This window comes from Emticicia agri, from assembly GCF_004168285.1.
In the GTDB taxonomy this organism is placed as follows: Bacteria; Bacteroidota; Bacteroidia; order Cytophagales; family Spirosomataceae; genus Emticicia; species Emticicia agri.
Window position 1 is genome coordinate 56,890 of sequence record NZ_SEWF01000005.1, and the last position, 16,401, is coordinate 73,290.

Annotated in this window: 13 protein-coding genes and 1 tRNA gene; 10 read left to right on the forward strand and 4 right to left on the reverse strand. The window is 37.1% G+C overall.

From position 1 onward, the window contains the following. Positions 1-39: 39 nt before the first annotated feature. From EWM59_RS04480 to EWM59_RS04490, 3 genes are all read right to left on the reverse strand, one after another. On the reverse strand, positions 40-2,850 hold the full coding sequence (locus EWM59_RS04480; protein WP_130019747.1) for a T9SS type A sorting domain-containing protein: 2,811 nt from the start codon (positions 2,848-2,850) through the stop codon (positions 40-42). Between the two features lie 133 nt (positions 2,851-2,983). Next, positions 2,984-4,327 carry a trigger factor gene (locus tag EWM59_RS04485; protein WP_130019748.1) on the reverse strand — a complete coding sequence of 448 codons (1,344 nt, stop codon included), beginning with the start codon at positions 4,325-4,327 and terminating at the stop codon, positions 2,984-2,986. Positions 4,328-4,464: 137 nt separating this feature from the next. Continuing rightward, positions 4,465-4,546: transfer RNA gene (locus EWM59_RS04490), tRNA-Leu, on the reverse strand. 238 nt (positions 4,547-4,784) lie between these two features. Here EWM59_RS04490 and EWM59_RS04495 point away from each other — a divergent pair. Then, complete coding sequence (locus EWM59_RS04495) at positions 4,785-7,058, forward strand: RelA/SpoT family protein (protein ID WP_130019749.1); 2,274 nt, start codon at positions 4,785-4,787, stop codon at positions 7,056-7,058. A gap of 39 nt (positions 7,059-7,097) precedes the next feature. After that, entirely contained in the window at positions 7,098-7,616 is a 519-nt protein-coding gene (locus tag EWM59_RS04500; RefSeq protein WP_130019750.1) for a hypothetical protein, read from the forward strand. Between the two features lie 65 nt (positions 7,617-7,681). Here EWM59_RS04500 and EWM59_RS04505 read toward each other — a convergent pair whose 3' ends face one another. After that, a complete protein-coding gene (locus EWM59_RS04505; protein WP_130019751.1) occupies positions 7,682-8,719 on the reverse strand; it encodes an SGNH/GDSL hydrolase family protein in 1,038 nt (345 codons plus the stop codon). 166 nt (positions 8,720-8,885) lie between these two features. Here EWM59_RS04505 and EWM59_RS04510 point away from each other — a divergent pair, with 166 nt between their 5' ends. From EWM59_RS04510 to groL, 8 genes are all read left to right on the forward strand, one after another. After that, positions 8,886-10,751 carry a carbamoyltransferase family protein gene (locus tag EWM59_RS04510; protein ID WP_130019752.1) on the forward strand — a complete coding sequence of 622 codons (1,866 nt, stop codon included), beginning with the start codon at positions 8,886-8,888 and terminating at the stop codon, positions 10,749-10,751. Positions 10,752-10,813: 62 nt separating this feature from the next. Continuing rightward, entirely contained in the window at positions 10,814-10,963 is a 150-nt protein-coding gene (locus tag EWM59_RS27565; RefSeq protein WP_165372095.1) for a DUF5989 family protein, read from the forward strand. A 3-nt stretch (positions 10,964-10,966) separates the two neighbouring features. After that, a complete protein-coding gene (locus EWM59_RS04515; RefSeq protein WP_130019753.1) occupies positions 10,967-11,329 on the forward strand; it encodes an SxtJ family membrane protein in 363 nt (120 codons plus the stop codon). A 163-nt stretch (positions 11,330-11,492) separates the two neighbouring features. Continuing rightward, positions 11,493-11,954, forward strand: a complete 462-nt coding sequence (locus EWM59_RS04520; protein ID WP_130019754.1) for a Fur family transcriptional regulator — start codon at positions 11,493-11,495, stop codon at positions 11,952-11,954. A gap of 45 nt (positions 11,955-11,999) precedes the next feature. Then, on the forward strand, positions 12,000-13,280 hold the full coding sequence (locus EWM59_RS04525; RefSeq protein ID WP_130019755.1) for an adenylosuccinate synthase: 1,281 nt from the start codon (positions 12,000-12,002) through the stop codon (positions 13,278-13,280). Between the two features lie 237 nt (positions 13,281-13,517). Beyond that, entirely contained in the window at positions 13,518-14,114 is a 597-nt protein-coding gene (locus EWM59_RS04530; RefSeq protein ID WP_130019756.1) for a hypothetical protein, read from the forward strand. 216 nt (positions 14,115-14,330) lie between these two features. Further along, positions 14,331-14,606, forward strand: a complete 276-nt coding sequence (locus EWM59_RS04535; RefSeq protein ID WP_101725194.1) for a co-chaperone GroES — start codon at positions 14,331-14,333, stop codon at positions 14,604-14,606. Between the two features lie 126 nt (positions 14,607-14,732). Continuing rightward, positions 14,733-16,367 carry a chaperonin GroEL gene (gene groL / locus EWM59_RS04540; protein WP_130019757.1) on the forward strand — a complete coding sequence of 545 codons (1,635 nt, stop codon included), beginning with the start codon at positions 14,733-14,735 and terminating at the stop codon, positions 16,365-16,367. Positions 16,368-16,401 lie beyond the last annotated feature (34 nt).

The following is a 16,401-nucleotide window of genomic DNA, read 5'->3' on the forward strand; positions in this document are numbered from 1 at the left end:
ATTTTATTTGTGCGAAGCCTGAAAACGGCTTCGCACAAATCATTCTTTTATAACTCTGTAAACAAACTGTCGGTCTTTAGTTCTTACTATCAGGAGATACAGACCCTGTTCAACATTCTTCATCAATAATTCATATCTGTCTGCATACTCCATTAGGTTCGTTTCCCCCTCTTTTCCATTTATACTTACCAGTCGGATAGCATCAAATAGTAAATTATCTTTCTGAATAATCAGCTTCTCAGTTACTGGATTAGGATAATACCGTATCTTGGTTCTTGAGATTTCCGGTTCAGTTGCTAAAGGCATTAATTGCTCTAAGGTTATTACTGTTTCAAGTGCCTCATATTGCTCATTTCTTTCAGTTCTCAATTTAAGTTTTAGTGTCCTGTCTTTTGTAGGGTCAATCATGATACTTCCCGTAGCCTCGTTTCTTCCGTCTATACTAATCTTTACTGGCATTCCTGATGATGATTGCACCTTAAATTCAAATGGTTGAGTAGCTGTAGAAAACTGAGATTCGTCGTAAATAAACTGAGGATAGATTCTCATGAGTTCTATTTTTTGTCGGGCCAGTATTCTATTGGTATTATCCTTAATAGTTATGGTTGTAACACCAGCTTTAGGCTCAAAGACAATAAATTCGTTTTTAAAACTTCCATTGCCAGATACTTCTATTTGAATATTTCTAAGATTAGTATTGATAATTGGTTTTCTTGGTGTAGATATAGCTCTATCCCAGGCCATTTCGCTTGGTAAAGCCTTATAATGGAAATACTCATCGGCCATTAATGGTTGTTTAATAAATCTTTGTAAAGTATTCTGTCCTGCAGCATACAAAGTATTTTCATCAAAAAATTCAAATCCATAAACTGTATTTGTACCTAACAAGGTAAACGAACTGTCTATCTTCCCTTTTGGCGTTATTTTCAGGAAATTATGTATGATATATTCCCCATATTCTTTCACCTCATGGACAGTATTCATAAAAATACTTCCATCCTTTTGATACTGTTTGAAATAACCTCCCCTATAAATATTTGATTGATAATTCTTGTCCGGATTCCCATTACTATCGTATTTCAGAAATTGTTGTTTAACTATATTGGCAATTTCACCAACAGCCATCTGGTTAACAATTAATCCGTCTGCATTTTTTATAGTATTTGGTATCCCACCAGAGAGTCCGAAAAAAGTATGATCCACTACAATAGTTTTAAAGGAATTATCCAGCATTCCATTAATATGGTACATATTGATATAGTTCACTCTTTGCGCAGGGGTTATATCGGCCCATGTTTCTACCGCAATCCTTTTATCGTCCATGATACTGAAATTGCTTATTCTCTGGTCTCTGATCAAGAAGTTTTTATCAAGCCCCTTTCCAGTCTCATATCTGATAATACTATCGCTTTTTATCTGGCGATACACAAAATTATTCTCCCAGTCAATTAAGTCGTTTGCTTCCAAAGTATCCTTTGAAACTATCATTTGATTGGCTTCATCAATCGTGTAGAATTTCCCATCACCTCTTACTACCAATGTATTTTTAGTTTTATATGTTTTCCAGATAGTTTTGCTATCAAAAAACTCATGTAATAACTTATGTTTATTGTCATATACCTGCACAGCATTCGGATAAGGCGAGTACCTGATACTATAAGGAGAATTATCGTGGGTATGGCTGATAAAATCAAGCAGATAGCTATTGTTAGAGAGTTTCTGAATCTGGTTAGGAAATAGCTGTTTTTGTACCTGCATTAAAATTCTGAAGTTCTCATCAATGTTACCGTCGGCATTTATTCTCTCTATCACCCCACTCTTGTTTCGCATAATCCAATAGCTTCCATCAGCAAAGGCATGTAAAAAACTCGTATTTTTATGTAATTTTCTATCGTAGAAAGTAGAATCTACCACACCATTTGCTTTAATTTTCAGGTGCTTATAATCAAAATAGACTAAATCAATACTGCCATTGCTCTGCTCAAAAAAACTAACACCCATATCAAATGTGCTTATCTTATCAAAACTTACATCCCATACTTTAGCACCATTTCTATCATACTTCCCTACTTTATTTTTTAAACCTTCAACACCTGACTGATATACCAGAAAATCATTTCCGACTCTTTGCAATTTATGGGTGTACGCTTCTATACCACTTAGTTTTACAGGAGAGAAGTTTTTATCAATTTCAAAATTTGTGTTTGTTTTAATTACCTCTACATTTCGTTTGCTATCAATGAGTAATAAAAAATATTCATTCAAATCGTTCGAGATTATATCTGTGAGCTGTGCACCAGTAGAACTTGTAAACATAGACGGGTCAAGTGTTCTGATAAATTTTCCATTTTTATCATACACTTCATGCTTTAGATAACTATTTTCATCATGAAAGAACAGTACAAAATTTTCATTCTTTAGCAAGACTATTTTTGAAATATAACGCTTAGGATTATTGAACTTAAAAGTAGTGTCGATTGCTCCATCATGAGAGACTTTTATAATTGAATAAGACGACTCACTAACCAGTTGAGAAATTAACACTTTACTATCGGGCGTAACAGCACTATTTGCTGACCGGTAATCGTAATTAAATGGCGTTTTATAAGTAAGATTCTTTACAATCTCCCCTTTTGTATTCAAAAGAAAATTTCCGGGTTCTTTTAACTCCCCGTTAATCAGGTTAGCATCAGTTCTAAGGTAGAGTAATCCGTTTGGAAATTGTGTAACTAAGGGTTCCTGAACAGCTAATGGTTTGATGAGAGGCTTACCTACAAAGGTAGTATCAAGGTAAAAAACCTGAGAAAAGCTATGGAAAGATATGAATGCAAGTAATAAAACTTTTTTCATGACTTAGGGCTTTTTCAATCAATGACTGCATTAAGAGTCAATTAGTTGGAATGGACTCACAAAGGTAGTTTTTAAAAACAAAAAATCCTCGTAGCTGTACTACGAGGACTATATAATCTTCCATTACAAAATCTTAGGCATAAACCTCTTCTGCAATTTTATTGAATTCGTCAACTTTAACAGTTTTCTTTTCTACTGTCAGGTTTGCTTTCAGAAACTCACGTACTTTCTTACCAAAAGCACGGTCAGTATAACGACGCACGGCGTTATCTTTGTTTTCTTTCAATTGCTTACGAGCCATATTGTCGATGATGTCTTCTAAACCTTCGTAAGAGTAAGCACCGAAATAGTTACGCATTTCTGCTTTTACTTCTTCCACAATATCATTATACTCTAATTTAATTTCGTTGTTAGCTGCTATTTCATTACGAATCAAATCCATACGTAAACCACGGGCAAAAGCATCATAATCTTTGTTGATGTCTTCTTCTGTAAATTTACCTTCGTTGATAGTCAACAACCATTTTTTCAGAAACGCATCCGGTAATTCAATATGAATATTATCTAAAAGCGTTTTCTCTACTTCAAAGTCTAACAAATAATCGCTTTCACGCTCGTAGTTTTCTTTAACAATGCGCTTGATTTCTTCTCTGAATTCTTCTTCGGTAGTAACTTTTCCGGCACCAACCGCTTTATCAAAAAACTCTTGATCAATATCAGCCGGAGATACTCTGGTAATTTTTTCTACGGTAAATTCAAATTCGCCTGTTAGAGCAGATGCTTCTTCTTCACTTTTACCAGTAGCAAAACCTAAATCTTTAGGGTTTTCAAAAACCGACTGAATGTCAAATTTCACACTACTTCCCTTTTCTAAACCTTTAAAAATATGGAAAGCATCTTCACGCACACGACCGGTTGAAATAGTAGCATCAGTAATTTCTGTTTCTGACGACTCTTGCTTCAAAGTTCCAAACACTAAATCTTCTTTCTCTACCTCTTCGGCCTCTGAATCGTTCCCAAAACGACGACGAATATCTTCTATTGCCTCAGTAACTCTTTCTTCAGTAGGTTCGATATCATAATTGGTAATGGCCGGAATCGCACTTAAATCTACTGTAAAATCTGATGCCAGTCCTAAATCATATTCAAAAGAAAATTCTTTGCTATTGTCCCAATCTACCTTTGCAGAAAGCTCGTTGTCTGGCATTGGGTCTCCTACTACACGTAGTTTGTTGTTAGTGATATATTCATTAGTAGTTTTAGAAACAAGGTTTATTACTTCGTCAACTAAGATACTTTTACCGTATAATCTCTGGATATATTCTTTAGGAACCATGCCCGGGCGAAAACCTTTCACCTGTGCTGTTTTAGTGTATTGTTTAATCTTTTTATCTACTTCCGGCTTGTAATCTGCCTCTGTAACAGTTACTTTAAGTCTGCCGTTTGTTGCAGAAGTCTTGTCTAATATTGTTTCCATTATGTAGGAATATGAGGTTTATTTGATAAAATCGCCACATTCAGTACTAATAGTCTGAATGAAATAAAGTTTTGTGTGAGCTAAAACTGGTATTATTAAAAAACCCCCTGACCAGGCAAGGTTCAGAGGGTTGTCTGTACGGGCGGAGGGACTCGAACCCCCATGCCTTGCGACACCAGATCCTAAGTCTGGCACGTCTACCAATTTCGCCACGCCCGCATCGCTCGTTTCCGTTTAGTTGTAACTGAATCGGGCTGCAAAGGTAATCAGTTTTTTTATTCATGTCAACCCATTTGAAAAAAAACTTTATTTTTTTTCAAACTTTTTTTTCTACCTCCGAAAAAGTGAAAATCCGGATACTTTATTTAGATTGCATCAAGAGTATGTTGAAAAATTATTTGCGCTTAAGCCAACCATTGATTATATTAGTCTTTAGGTACACAATAAAACAACAATAATGTCGGGAGTAATAGCAGAAAAAGTGGAAACCAGTCGTCAGTATGAGCCAATGATAGACCTTGAGAAAGAAAGAGCGGAGATATTAACAAAGTATCGTCGATTACTTCGGGCAGCCAAACCTACCCTGAAAGAAGACGATGCCAAACAGATAAAGAAAGCCTTTACAATTGCGGTAGAAGCCCATAAAGATATGCGGCGGAAATCAGGAGAACCCTACATTTATCATCCTTTAGAAGTAGCGCAGATATGTGTAGAAGAAATCGGATTAGGGGCTACTTCTATTATCTGTGCTTTACTACATGACGTGGTAGAAGACACAGATATGACCCTGAAAGAAATTGAAAAAGATTTTGGTCCGAAAGTAGCCCGTATTATTGATGGCCTTACCAAAATCTCAGGCAATTTTGAGCAAGGCACTTCTGCACAAGCCGAAAATTTCCGTAAGATGCTGATTACGCTTTCGGAAGATGTGCGTGTGATTCTGATAAAACTGGCTGACCGCCTGCATAATATGCGTACACTTGGCAGTATGGCCCGCAACTCTCAGTTAAAAATTGCTCATGAAACTATTTTTATCTATGCACCGCTTGCCCACCGTTTGGGTTTGTACAAGATAAAATCAGAGCTTGAAGACCTTTACCTCAAATATACAGAGCCTGAAATGTTTAAAGACATTGCCCAAAAGCTCAAAAGTACCAAATCGACACGTGATAGATTTATTGATAATTTTATTAAACCCCTCAAAAAGAAAATACATGACAATGGCCTTGAGTTTATCATTAAAGGCCGCCCCAAGCATATTTATTCAATCTGGAACAAGATAAAGAAACAGAATACACCTTTTGAGGAAATCTTCGATTTGTTTGCCATTCGGGTAATTTTACAGAATGTTTCACCTGAAAAAGAGAAATCGGCCTGCTGGCAGGTATATTCTATTGTAACTGACCAGTATAAACCCAATCCTGACCGACTGAAAGACTGGATTTCTATTCCTAAAGCTAATGGGTATGAGTCTTTGCATACAACTGTGATGAGCCAGACAGGCCAATGGGTAGAAGTACAGATTCGTACCGAGCGCATGGATGAAATTTCGGAAAGAGGTTATGCCGCTCACTTTAAATATAAAGGCAACGATACCTCAATGAATGCTCCGCTTGACCGATGGATTAATCAGGTACGGGAAACGTTGCAATCGGGCGATAAATCAGCTATTGAGTTTTTAGAAGATTTCAGGGGGAATTTTTATAATGAAGAAGTTTTTGTTTTTACACCTAAAGGTGATTTAAAGGTATTAAGAAAAGGAGCTACTGTACTCGATTTTGCTTTTGAGATTCATACCGATATAGGGAAAAAATGTACAGCCGGAAAAGTAAATAACCAGTTAGTGCCTATTAGTTATACTTTACAGAACGGCGACCAGGTAGAAATATTAACTACCAAAAACCAAAAACCCTCAGAAGACTGGCTCAGGTTTGTTACTACCACTAAGGCCAAAGCCCGTATTAAAGACTTACTGAAAGAAGAAAATAAAGTTTATTATAGTGATGGAAAAGAAATAATCACCAAAAAATTCAAGATTTTAGGGTTAGAAAACAACCTCGAAACCCTTAATCAGTTACGAGCCTATTTTAATAAAAAAGATTATAACGACCTTTACTATGCTTTTGGCAAGGCTTATATTAATCCTGATGAAATCAAGAAATTTAAGGCAGACAGAGAGGCTCGTTTAAATAAGCAGGCAAAAATTGAAATAGACAATAAGGCTTTTATTGATGCCAAGAGTTTTGAAAAAGAAATTAAGAAAGTAAAAGGCAACGACACCCTATTTATTGGTGATGATTTACAGGAAATTGATTTTACCTTAGCCCGTTGTTGTAATCCAATTCCCGGCGATGACGTTTTTGGATTCCTGACTGTAAATGAAGGCATCAAAATCCATCGGAATTCCTGCCCTAATGCACAACAGTTATTGTCGCAATATGGCAATCGGGTTATTAAAGCCCGTTGGTCGTCGCAGGTGGCGAAAGCCTTTGTAGCAACCGTACATTTAGATGGTATTGACCGTATGGGCATGATTCAGGACATTTCTAAAGTAATCTCAAGCGAGCTACATATTAACATGCGTTCTTTGGCAGTTGATACAAATGATGGTATATTTACGGGTGATATAAAATTATATGTGCAGGATACACGCCATTTGGAAACACTGATGAAATCTTTAGGGGAAATAGAAGGGGTTAATCAGGTAACACGTGTTGATGCAGAAAAATGAATCTGAACATCTTTAGACCAAACATAACCATACTCTTCAATGAAATCATTTGCTATTCTATTAATTCTTGTAGCCATTAGCATTCATACCTCTGCTCAGACCTTAGATAGCCTTACTACCAAAAGAGCATTTCTGACTACAAAAATTTATAGAAATGGCTTTAAACTTTCTAATGACAGAGTTCTGAGTTTATATCAGGAGGCCTCGCAATCTAAAGCCAAATATAACTGGGGGCGTGCCATGAACCCGGTTGGTCCTGTAGTGTTTATTGCAGGTATAGGTTTAGCGGCCATAGGCTTGAAGGGGCAGGATGCAACAGCAATGGTAAGAGGAAGAGAAGTGAATTATAAAATACGCAGTTTACCCCAAGTACTGGCAGGTGTAGGTATAGCAGCAGCAGGGTTATGTATTATCGAGTCATCAAACGAATTAATACGCCATTCTGTAGATATTTATAATGCCGGCTCAAAAAACCAGAAACCGCTGGCGTCTTTTATACAAAAAGTAAATCTGGGTATTACTGAAAGCAACGGCATAGGTTTTACGCTCAGGTTCTAATACAATAAAACCAGATTAGAGCTACTAATCTGGTTTTACAACATAACGGCAAGGGTTGTGCCTATCTATATCTTTGGTTTACCTTCCAGTATATGATTTGTGGTAATATAGTTGGCTAATGCATCTGCAAATATTCTGCATCCTTTCTCGCTCAGGTGACATATATCGCAAAAGCAATCTACTTCCTGAGGTATTACTTTGCGCATATCTAAATAATAGGTCTTATGCTCATTGGCAAGTTTTGTTAAAATTTCGTTGTGCACGCCTATTCCCTTTTGGGTATTTTTTGTATCGCCCCATACAGTAACAATAGCTGCTCTCTGACAATTTTTAGCAAAATATTGTGCATCAGACGGGTCGCCTAAAAAATTTACATCAGGAAAAAAAGAAGTATAAGCCATCAATAACAATTTTTCTTCCTTTTTTTCCGACAAGGCAATAATATCCTCTAAGTTTTTCTTATAAGGCACTGCTGTTTTTATATCGCTTCCATACGGACGATTTTCTTTCCGCACATTATCATTTTCAAGAAAAGGAGTTCGGGTAACTTTCCGTGCAATGGTAACTATTGCTTTATGAATTAAATAAGGTAAAGTAGTAAAATTAAGTTCAGGGTGTTTTCTTATCAACCCTATATGATGATACCACTCCATCTGAGAATAATCTTCCCTGAATAATTCAGGCTTAATATTATTAGCCCGATTTTCATTAATGGCTTCGTAGTAAATTACGAGGTCAAATTCTTTATCTTTTAATAAATCGTATTTAATGGCATTGTCTAAAGAAGTATGTCCCGGAATAGCCACATCAAAAACCCTTACTTTTTTTGCGGCCAGTAAACTATCCAGACGGGTATCCATACGGCTCCATAATGGACTGATAACCGACCCCCCTAATATAAGAATATCTTTATAACCATCATCTTTGCTGATATTGGTTTCCAAAGGTTTTTTAAGTTCTTTATAGTAATTATCAACTAAAAAACTCTTGGGATTAAAAAAAGAAAAACCTAAAAATGACAGAGCAATACGAGAGAATAATTCAAGAATAATATAAAATAACAGGAAGGAAACCAGTCCCAGAACCAAATTTTTAGACTTCACTTTAAATCTGTATTAACGATTAATAAACGGCTTAAAACTAATCAAAAATCTCTACTCAATAAAATTTTGGCATATTTAATAATAATTAATATTAGAAAGACTCTAAAATCTCTATATTTGCATTCCAATTTATAGACGGACTAAAAATTTCCCGAAAAATAGATACATGACAATTTTAGGAATTTCTGCATTCTATCACGATTCCGCAGCAGCTCTCATAAAAAATGGCGAAATACTCGCAGCAGCCCAAGAAGAAAGATTTACAAGAATAAAACATGACCCGGCGTTCCCGACGAATGCGGTGAAATTTTGCTTAGAATACAGCGGCGTAACTTTAGACAAAGTAGATGCCATTGTTTTCTATGATAAACCTTTGTTAAAATTTGAACGTCTGTTAGAGACTTATTACGGTTTCTCACCAAGAGGTCTTCAATCTTTTCTTACTTCAATTCCGGTATGGCTTAAAGAGAAGATGTTCCTGAAAAGGATGCTTCATGAAGAATTAGAGAAAATCGGAAATTATAGTAAGAAAAAGGCCAAATTACTTTTCCCTGAGCATCATCTTTCACATGCAGCCAGTGCTTATTACCCTGCCCCTTTTGAAGATGCCGCCATACTAACCATTGATGGTGTTGGTGAGTGGGCAACTGCTTCCATCTGTCATGGGAAAGGCAATCAGATGACTATCTTGAAAGAGTTACGTTTTCCGCATTCATTAGGGCTCCTTTATTCGGCAGTTACCTACTATTGTGGATTTAAGGTAAACTCAGGTGAATACAAACTGATGGGCTTAGCTCCTTATGGCAATCATGGGTCGGCTCAAGTAGCCAAGTTTGTTGACCTAATCAGAAATGTGTTGGTAGAAATAAAACCCGATGGCTCAATATGGCTGAATCAGGAATATTTTAATTATGCCACAGGTCTGAGAATGGTATTTGATGACAAGTGGGAACAACTTTTAGGTTTCAAACGCCGTGAGTCAGAAAGTCTTTTGGAGCAGATACACTGCGACTTTGCGCTGGCTATTCAGGAAGTAACCGAAGAGGTAGTAATTAAAATGGCCGAAGAAGCAAAACGATTGACCGGCTCTAAAAACCTGTGTATGGCAGGTGGGGTAGCACTAAATTGCGTAGCAAACGGTAAACTACAAAAAACGAATATTTTCGACAATCTTTATATTCAACCTGCGGCTGGTGATGCCGGAGGGGCATTAGGTGCTGCTTTGGCTGCTTATTATATCTATTTTAATCAGGAGCGCAAACTGACCCCAAATACTTTAGACGAAATGCAAGGCTCTTATCTGGGTCCTGAGTACTCAGATATGGAAGTGAAGCAAATGGCTAAAAAGTATGAGGCTCACTATCAGTATTTCGAAAATTTTGACAAATTAGCCAGCAAAACTGCTGAATTACTGGCAGAGGGCAATGTAATAGGCTGGTTTCAGGGACGTATGGAGTTTGGCCCGAGAGCTTTGGGTGGCCGAAGTATTTTAGGTGATGCCCGTAACTCTGAAATGCAGAAAAAACTGAATTTAAAAATCAAATACAGAGAAGGATTCCGCCCTTTTGCCCCATCTGTTCTGGCAGAAGATGTAGAAGACTATTTTGAATGTGAAACGCCTTCGCCTTATATGCTATTGGTACATGGAGTAAATCCAAAAAGAAGAAATGCTTTTCCGGCCGATTATGAAGATTTGCCAATGATGGAAAAGCTGTACTTCTTACGCTCAGATTTACCTTCAATAACCCATATTGATTATTCTGCACGTATTCAAACTGTTCATCAGGAAACTAATCCACGCTATTGGACACTCATCAATGAATTCAAGAAACAGACAGGCTATGGCGTTATCGTAAATACCAGCTTTAACGTGCGTGGCGAGCCTATTGTTTGTACGCCAGAAGATGCTTACAAGTGCCTTATGCGTACAGAAATGGACTATTTAGTCGTTGGGAATTTTATTTTTGACAAGAAATTCCAACCAAAATGGACTGAATCAGAATCATGGAAAGATGAATACAAATTAGATTAGTTTTGCGTCCCTAAAAACTAACCAAACTTTAAACAAATCCCTTCAGGGAAGGGAGTGAAATCATGGATTTTTTACAAGACCTTTGGAATTTCTTAAAAGAACGAAAAAAATGGTGGCTTATGCCAATGATAGTAGTATTATTACTAATTGGGGTATTGATTGTAATTGGTGGCGGCTCGGCTATTGCTCCGTTTATTTATACGTTATTTTAAGCAATGAAACAACAAAACAATAAAGAGATTGTCCTGACAATTGTAGTAGGACTATTAGTATTTTTTTACTTTTTCAAACTGGAGGGCTTACTTATTGCGGCACTTGTAATAGGCTTATTAGGCGTATTTTCCAGTTTTGTTGCTGAAAAAATTGCCTGGGTATGGCTGAAATTTGCCGAAATACTGGGCAGAATTAACTCTACCGTTTTATTAAGTCTGATTTTTTTCATTTTCTTAACACCCATTGCTCTTTTGATGCGTATTTTCAAAAAAGACGATGCCTTAAAACTGAAAAAACCAGCAACCAGTGCGTATGATGAAAGAAATCATACCTACGTAAAAAAAGACTTAGAAAATACCTGGTAATATATCATTTACAGATAAATGGCCGACTTATACAAGCATTGGTTTTTACTCAATGCTTGTATATTTATTTTCAGAAAATAATCTTTCATCTATATATTTATCTGTTCGTATCTATTTTCTTTGTAACTTCACACCAAAATAACAGTCAAACAAAGCGAACAATATGGTTCCTAATCCATCAAATTTTGACTCGGCCAAGCGTATTTTTACTGCTTATCTTGAAGCAAAACAGCTTCGGAAAACCCCGGAAAGATATGCGATATTGGAAGAAATATACTCTCGTGACGACCACTTTGAGGTTGAAGACTTGTATATTTCTATGAAAAACAAAAAATACCAGGTTAGCAGAGCCACCGTTTATAATACACTTGATTTATTAGTGGAATGTGATTTAGTAACTAAACACCAGTTTGGCAAAAATCTGGCTCAGTACGAAAAAGCTTATGGCTATAAACAACATGACCATCTGATTTGTGTAGACTGCCATAAGGTGATGGAATTCTGCGACCCTCGGGTACAAAATATACAAAGCATGGTAGGCGATATGCTCCAGTTTAAGGTCATGCACCATTCGCTGATATTCTACGGTAATTGTCAGCGTGAGAAATGCGAAAACAAAGCTTAATATTTTCTAATTTATATATTACAGACATAGTCTTTTTAACCAATAATGATTGATATACTTTTAGGTTTACAATGGGGCGATGAAGGCAAAGGAAAAATTGTTGATGTGCTTGCCCCTGATTATCAGGTTGTTGCCCGTTTTCAAGGTGGCCCGAATGCCGGACATACCCTTGAATTTGATGGCATCAAACACGTGCTTCACCAGATTCCATCAGGCATTTTCCGTGCCGATTGTCTGAATATTATCGGTAATGGTGTGGTGCTTGACCCAATCGTTTTCCGTAGAGAAATAGAAGGCCTGGCTAAATATAATCTTGATTTACGCAAAAACCTGATTATTTCAAAAAAGACAGCTATCATTATTCCTACTCATAGATTATTAGACGCTGCTTTAGAAAAAGCTAAAGGTGATTCAAAAATCGGCTCTACCCTACGTGGTATCGGCCCTGCTTATTCTGATAAAGTTGCTCGTCAGGGTTTAAGATTAGGCGATATTCTTTCTCCTAATTTCGAGGACAGGTATCGTAGTCTATTAGAAAAACATAAACAGGTTTTAGATTTTCATGAATTCAGCTATGACCTTTCAGAATCTGAAAGAGAGTTTTTTGCAGCTATCGAATTCCTGAAAGAGTTTACTATTCTTGATAGCGAATACGTTGTGAATGATGTCCTTAAAAAAGGGCAGAAAATATTAGCTGAAGGAGCACAAGGTTCTTTATTAGATATTGACTTCGGTTCGTATCCATTCGTAACCAGTTCTAATACAACTGCCGCAGGTGTTTGCTCAGGTTTAGGTGTAGCTCCTCGCCAAATTGGTGAAGTATATGGCATTTTTAAAGCCTACTGCACAAGAGTAGGTAGCGGCCCATTCCCTACTGAATTAAATGATGATTTAGGAGAGGCGATTCGTCAGGAAGGAAGAGAATTCGGTGCTACTACTGGTCGTCCACGTCGCACAGGTTGGTTAGATTTACCTGCGTTGAAATACAGCATTATGCTGAATGGCGTTACACAATTAATAATGATGAAAGTTGACGTATTGAATTTCTTAGACGAAATCAATGTATGTACCCATTACAAATTGCCTGATGGTACTCTTACTGACCAGATGCCATTTGATTTGACAGATATTACCGTAGAGCCAATCTACAAATCATTTAAAGGCTGGAAATGCTCGTTGGCGGACTTCCATACTTATAATGAAATTCCGTCAGAATTGTCTGACTATATCAATTATTTAGAAGCCGAATTAGATGTTCCGATTAGTTTCATCTCTACCGGCCCTGACCGTGAAGCCGTTATTTTGAGAGAAGCGGTAGTGTCTTGATAGTATATATTGTAAGTCTCTTGAATTTGTAAAATATACGTTCCTTTTTCGTAGAGACGCAATGCTTGCGTCTTCGTTGGCCTATAAAATCCCATATATCTAATTTGGGAGATAAAAACAATAGAGAGTTTATCATGTTTTATAGACCCTTGGAGACGCAAGCATTGCGTCTCTACAAAGGAATCTTAAAATATTTATTTTTGCACTGCACTGTAAATAAGAGACCTGATTTTTCAGATGAATCATATACTTGCCCAATATCTTTTCAACAAAGAAATCCTTTACAAAAATCCACAGACTAATATAGTCTCTGAAAAAGAAATTGTAGTTGAGAAAAAAGAAATTTCTTCTGTAAAAGCCACTTCGATAGAGGTTACTCCGGCAGCGGCAACAACTCCGAAAATCACAGCTACTCCGCCACCTCCTGCTCCGGTAGTTGAAATACCTAAACCTGTTGTTCCTGTTACTATTCCTTTAAAACTCAACCACAAAGTTTTAGTACTGACTGAAGTGATTTCAGAAGATGAAAAAGTTTTATTGGGTAATATTCTGAAAGCTGTTGGTTTATCGTTAGCGCAAATAGATTTAATAGAGATGCAGAAAACACAACAGATAGATTACCCATCTTTTATTGCTCAAAAAGTTACGACCAAATTTATTAGCTTCGGAGTCGGGCTTAGTAAACTCAACTGGGATATATTGTTAATACCTTATCAAATCAGAACAGTAGCAGCTATTGATTTTTTATTAGCCAACGAATTAAGCGCAATTGCCGCAGATACCAAATTAAAGAAAGACTTGTGGGCAGCTTTGCAAAAAATGTTCAGTAAATAATCTTCTCGTCTATACATCAACTCTATAACAGCTTTTTTGGTGGCGTGTCATGCTTTTAACAATTTTGTCAGTTAATACTGAAAATTTGTCAGAAAACCGTACCTTTGCGGCTCGTTGGCAAAAATCTTGATGATTTGTCAGCAATCTCTTTATCAGACACATTTGTCTGGTTTTAAATTGTACAATTATTAAAACCATAAAAAATCAAAAATAACTATGTCAGTAAACGTTAAGCCATTAGCAGACAGAGTATTAATTGAAGCTGCTCCGGCGGAGGAAAAAACGGCATTCGGTATTATCATTCCCGACACTGCTAAAGAAAAGCCACAAAAAGGTATTGTAGTAGCAGTAGGTCCAGGCAAAAAAGACGAACCCCTTTTAGTAAAAGTAGGTGATAGCGTACTTTACGGTAAATATGCTGGAACTGAAATTACCGTTGAAGGTAAAGAGTATTTGATCATGCGTGAATCAGATATCTACGCAATCGTTTAATTTTTTCAGAACTTTAAGTTCGCCGTTATAGTGTGGATTGTAGAATTATCTCTTTCTACATATATTTTCCATTTCTATTCAATCATTCACTCATTTTATTCACTAATTCATCATTAGTAAAACAACATGGCAAAGCAAATCATTTTTGATACAGAAGCAAGAGAAAAATTGAAGCGTGGGGTGGATACACTTGCTAACGCTGTAAAAGTAACTTTAGGACCAAAAGGTCGTAACGTAATCCTTGATAAAAAATTCGGTTCACCAGCTATCACTAAAGACGGTGTAACTGTAGCAAAAGAAATCGAATTGAAAGATTCGATCGAAAACATGGGAGCACAACTTGTGAAAGAAGTAGCTTCTAAAACTGCTGACCAGGCAGGTGACGGTACAACAACTGCTACTGTTCTGGCACAAGCAATCTACACAATAGGTGCTAAAAACGTAGCCGCTGGTGCAAACCCAATGGATTTGAAACGTGGTATCGACAAAGCTGTTACTGCCGTTGTTGATGCGTTGAAAGGTCAATCAAAAGCTATCTCTACATCAAAAGAAATCGAACAAGTAGCAACTATCTCTGCTAACAACGACTATGAAATCGGTCAGATGATTGCGCATGCAATGGAAAAAGTTGGTAAAGAAGGTGTAATCACAGTTGAAGAAGCTCGTGGTACTGAAACTGAAGTAAAAACAGTAGAAGGTATGCAGTTTGACCGTGGTTATTTATCGGCTTACTTTGTAACTAACCCGGAGAAAATGGAAGTTGAATTAGAAAAACCTTTCATCTTAATCTCTGAGAAAAAAATCTCTTCAATGAAAGAGTTACTTCCTGTATTGGAAGGTGTAGCACAAACTGGTCGTCCATTGTTAATCATCTCTGAAGATGTTGACGGAGAAGCTCTTGCTACATTAGTAGTAAACAAAATCCGTGGTGCATTGAAAATCTGTGCAGTAAAAGCTCCGGGTTTCGGCGACCGTCGTAAAGCAATGTTAGAAGATATCGCTATCTTAACTGGTGGTACTGTAATTGCTGAGGAACGTGGATTCAAATTAGAAAACGCTGACCTGTCTTACTTAGGACATTGCGATAAAATCATTATTGATAAAGATAACACAACCATTGTAAACGGTGCTGGTGATCAGGATCAAATCACAGGTCGTGTAAATCAAATCAAAGCACAAATCGAATCAACTACTTCTGATTACGATCGTGAAAAATTACAGGAACGTCTGGCTAAATTGTCAGGTGGTGTAGCTATCATCTATATTGGTGCTGCTACAGAAGTAGAAATGAAAGAGAAAAAAGACCGTGTTGATGATGCCCTACACGCAACCCGCGCTGCGGTTGAAGAAGGTATCGTATCAGGTGGTGGTGTAGCATTAATCCGTGCGCAAAAAGCTTTAGAAGGTCTGAAAGGTGCTAACGGCGACGAAACAACAGGTATTGCTATCATCAGATCTGCTATTGAAGCTCCATTACGTACAATCGTTGCCAATGCAGGTGGCGAAGGTTCAGTAATTGTTCAGGCAGTAAAAGGTGGCGAAGGTTCATTCGGATACAACGCTCGTGAAGACAAATACGAAGATATGTTGGCGGCCGGTATTATCGACCCAACTAAAGTAACTCGTTTGGCATTAGAAAACGCTGCTTCTATCGCAGGTTTATTATTAACTACAGAAGCTGTAGTTTCTGATATTCCTGAAGAAAAAGCTCCAGACATGGGTGGTCATGGCCACGGTGGTGGAATGGGCGGCATGATGTAATCAGATGCCTGAATGATATACCAAAGCCCTCGGA

Excerpts from the sequence above, each read along its gene's own strand:
- EWM59_RS04525 (WP_130019755.1), top strand. The coding sequence starts at position 12,000 with ATGATTGATATACTTTTAGGTTTACAATGGGGCGATGAAGGCAAAGGA.
- EWM59_RS04535 (WP_101725194.1), top strand. The coding sequence starts at position 14,331 with ATGTCAGTAAACGTTAAGCCATTAGCAGACAGAGTATTAATTGAAGCT.
- EWM59_RS04500 (WP_130019750.1), top strand. The coding sequence starts at position 7,098 with ATGAAATCATTTGCTATTCTATTAATTCTTGTAGCCATTAGCATTCAT.
- EWM59_RS04485 (WP_130019748.1), bottom strand. The coding sequence starts at position 4,327 with ATGGAAACAATATTAGACAAGACTTCTGCAACAAACGGCAGACTTAAA.
- EWM59_RS04520 (WP_130019754.1), top strand. The coding sequence starts at position 11,493 with ATGGTTCCTAATCCATCAAATTTTGACTCGGCCAAGCGTATTTTTACT.
- EWM59_RS04530 (WP_130019756.1), top strand. The coding sequence starts at position 13,518 with ATGAATCATATACTTGCCCAATATCTTTTCAACAAAGAAATCCTTTAC.
- EWM59_RS04480 (WP_130019747.1), bottom strand. The coding sequence starts at position 2,850 with ATGAAAAAAGTTTTATTACTTGCATTCATATCTTTCCATAGCTTTTCT.
- EWM59_RS04495 (WP_130019749.1), top strand. The coding sequence starts at position 4,785 with ATGTCGGGAGTAATAGCAGAAAAAGTGGAAACCAGTCGTCAGTATGAG.
- EWM59_RS04515 (WP_130019753.1), top strand. The coding sequence starts at position 10,967 with ATGAAACAACAAAACAATAAAGAGATTGTCCTGACAATTGTAGTAGGA.
- EWM59_RS27565 (WP_165372095.1), top strand. The coding sequence starts at position 10,814 with ATGGATTTTTTACAAGACCTTTGGAATTTCTTAAAAGAACGAAAAAAA.
- EWM59_RS04510 (WP_130019752.1), top strand. The coding sequence starts at position 8,886 with ATGACAATTTTAGGAATTTCTGCATTCTATCACGATTCCGCAGCAGCT.
- groL (WP_130019757.1), top strand. The coding sequence starts at position 14,733 with ATGGCAAAGCAAATCATTTTTGATACAGAAGCAAGAGAAAAATTGAAG.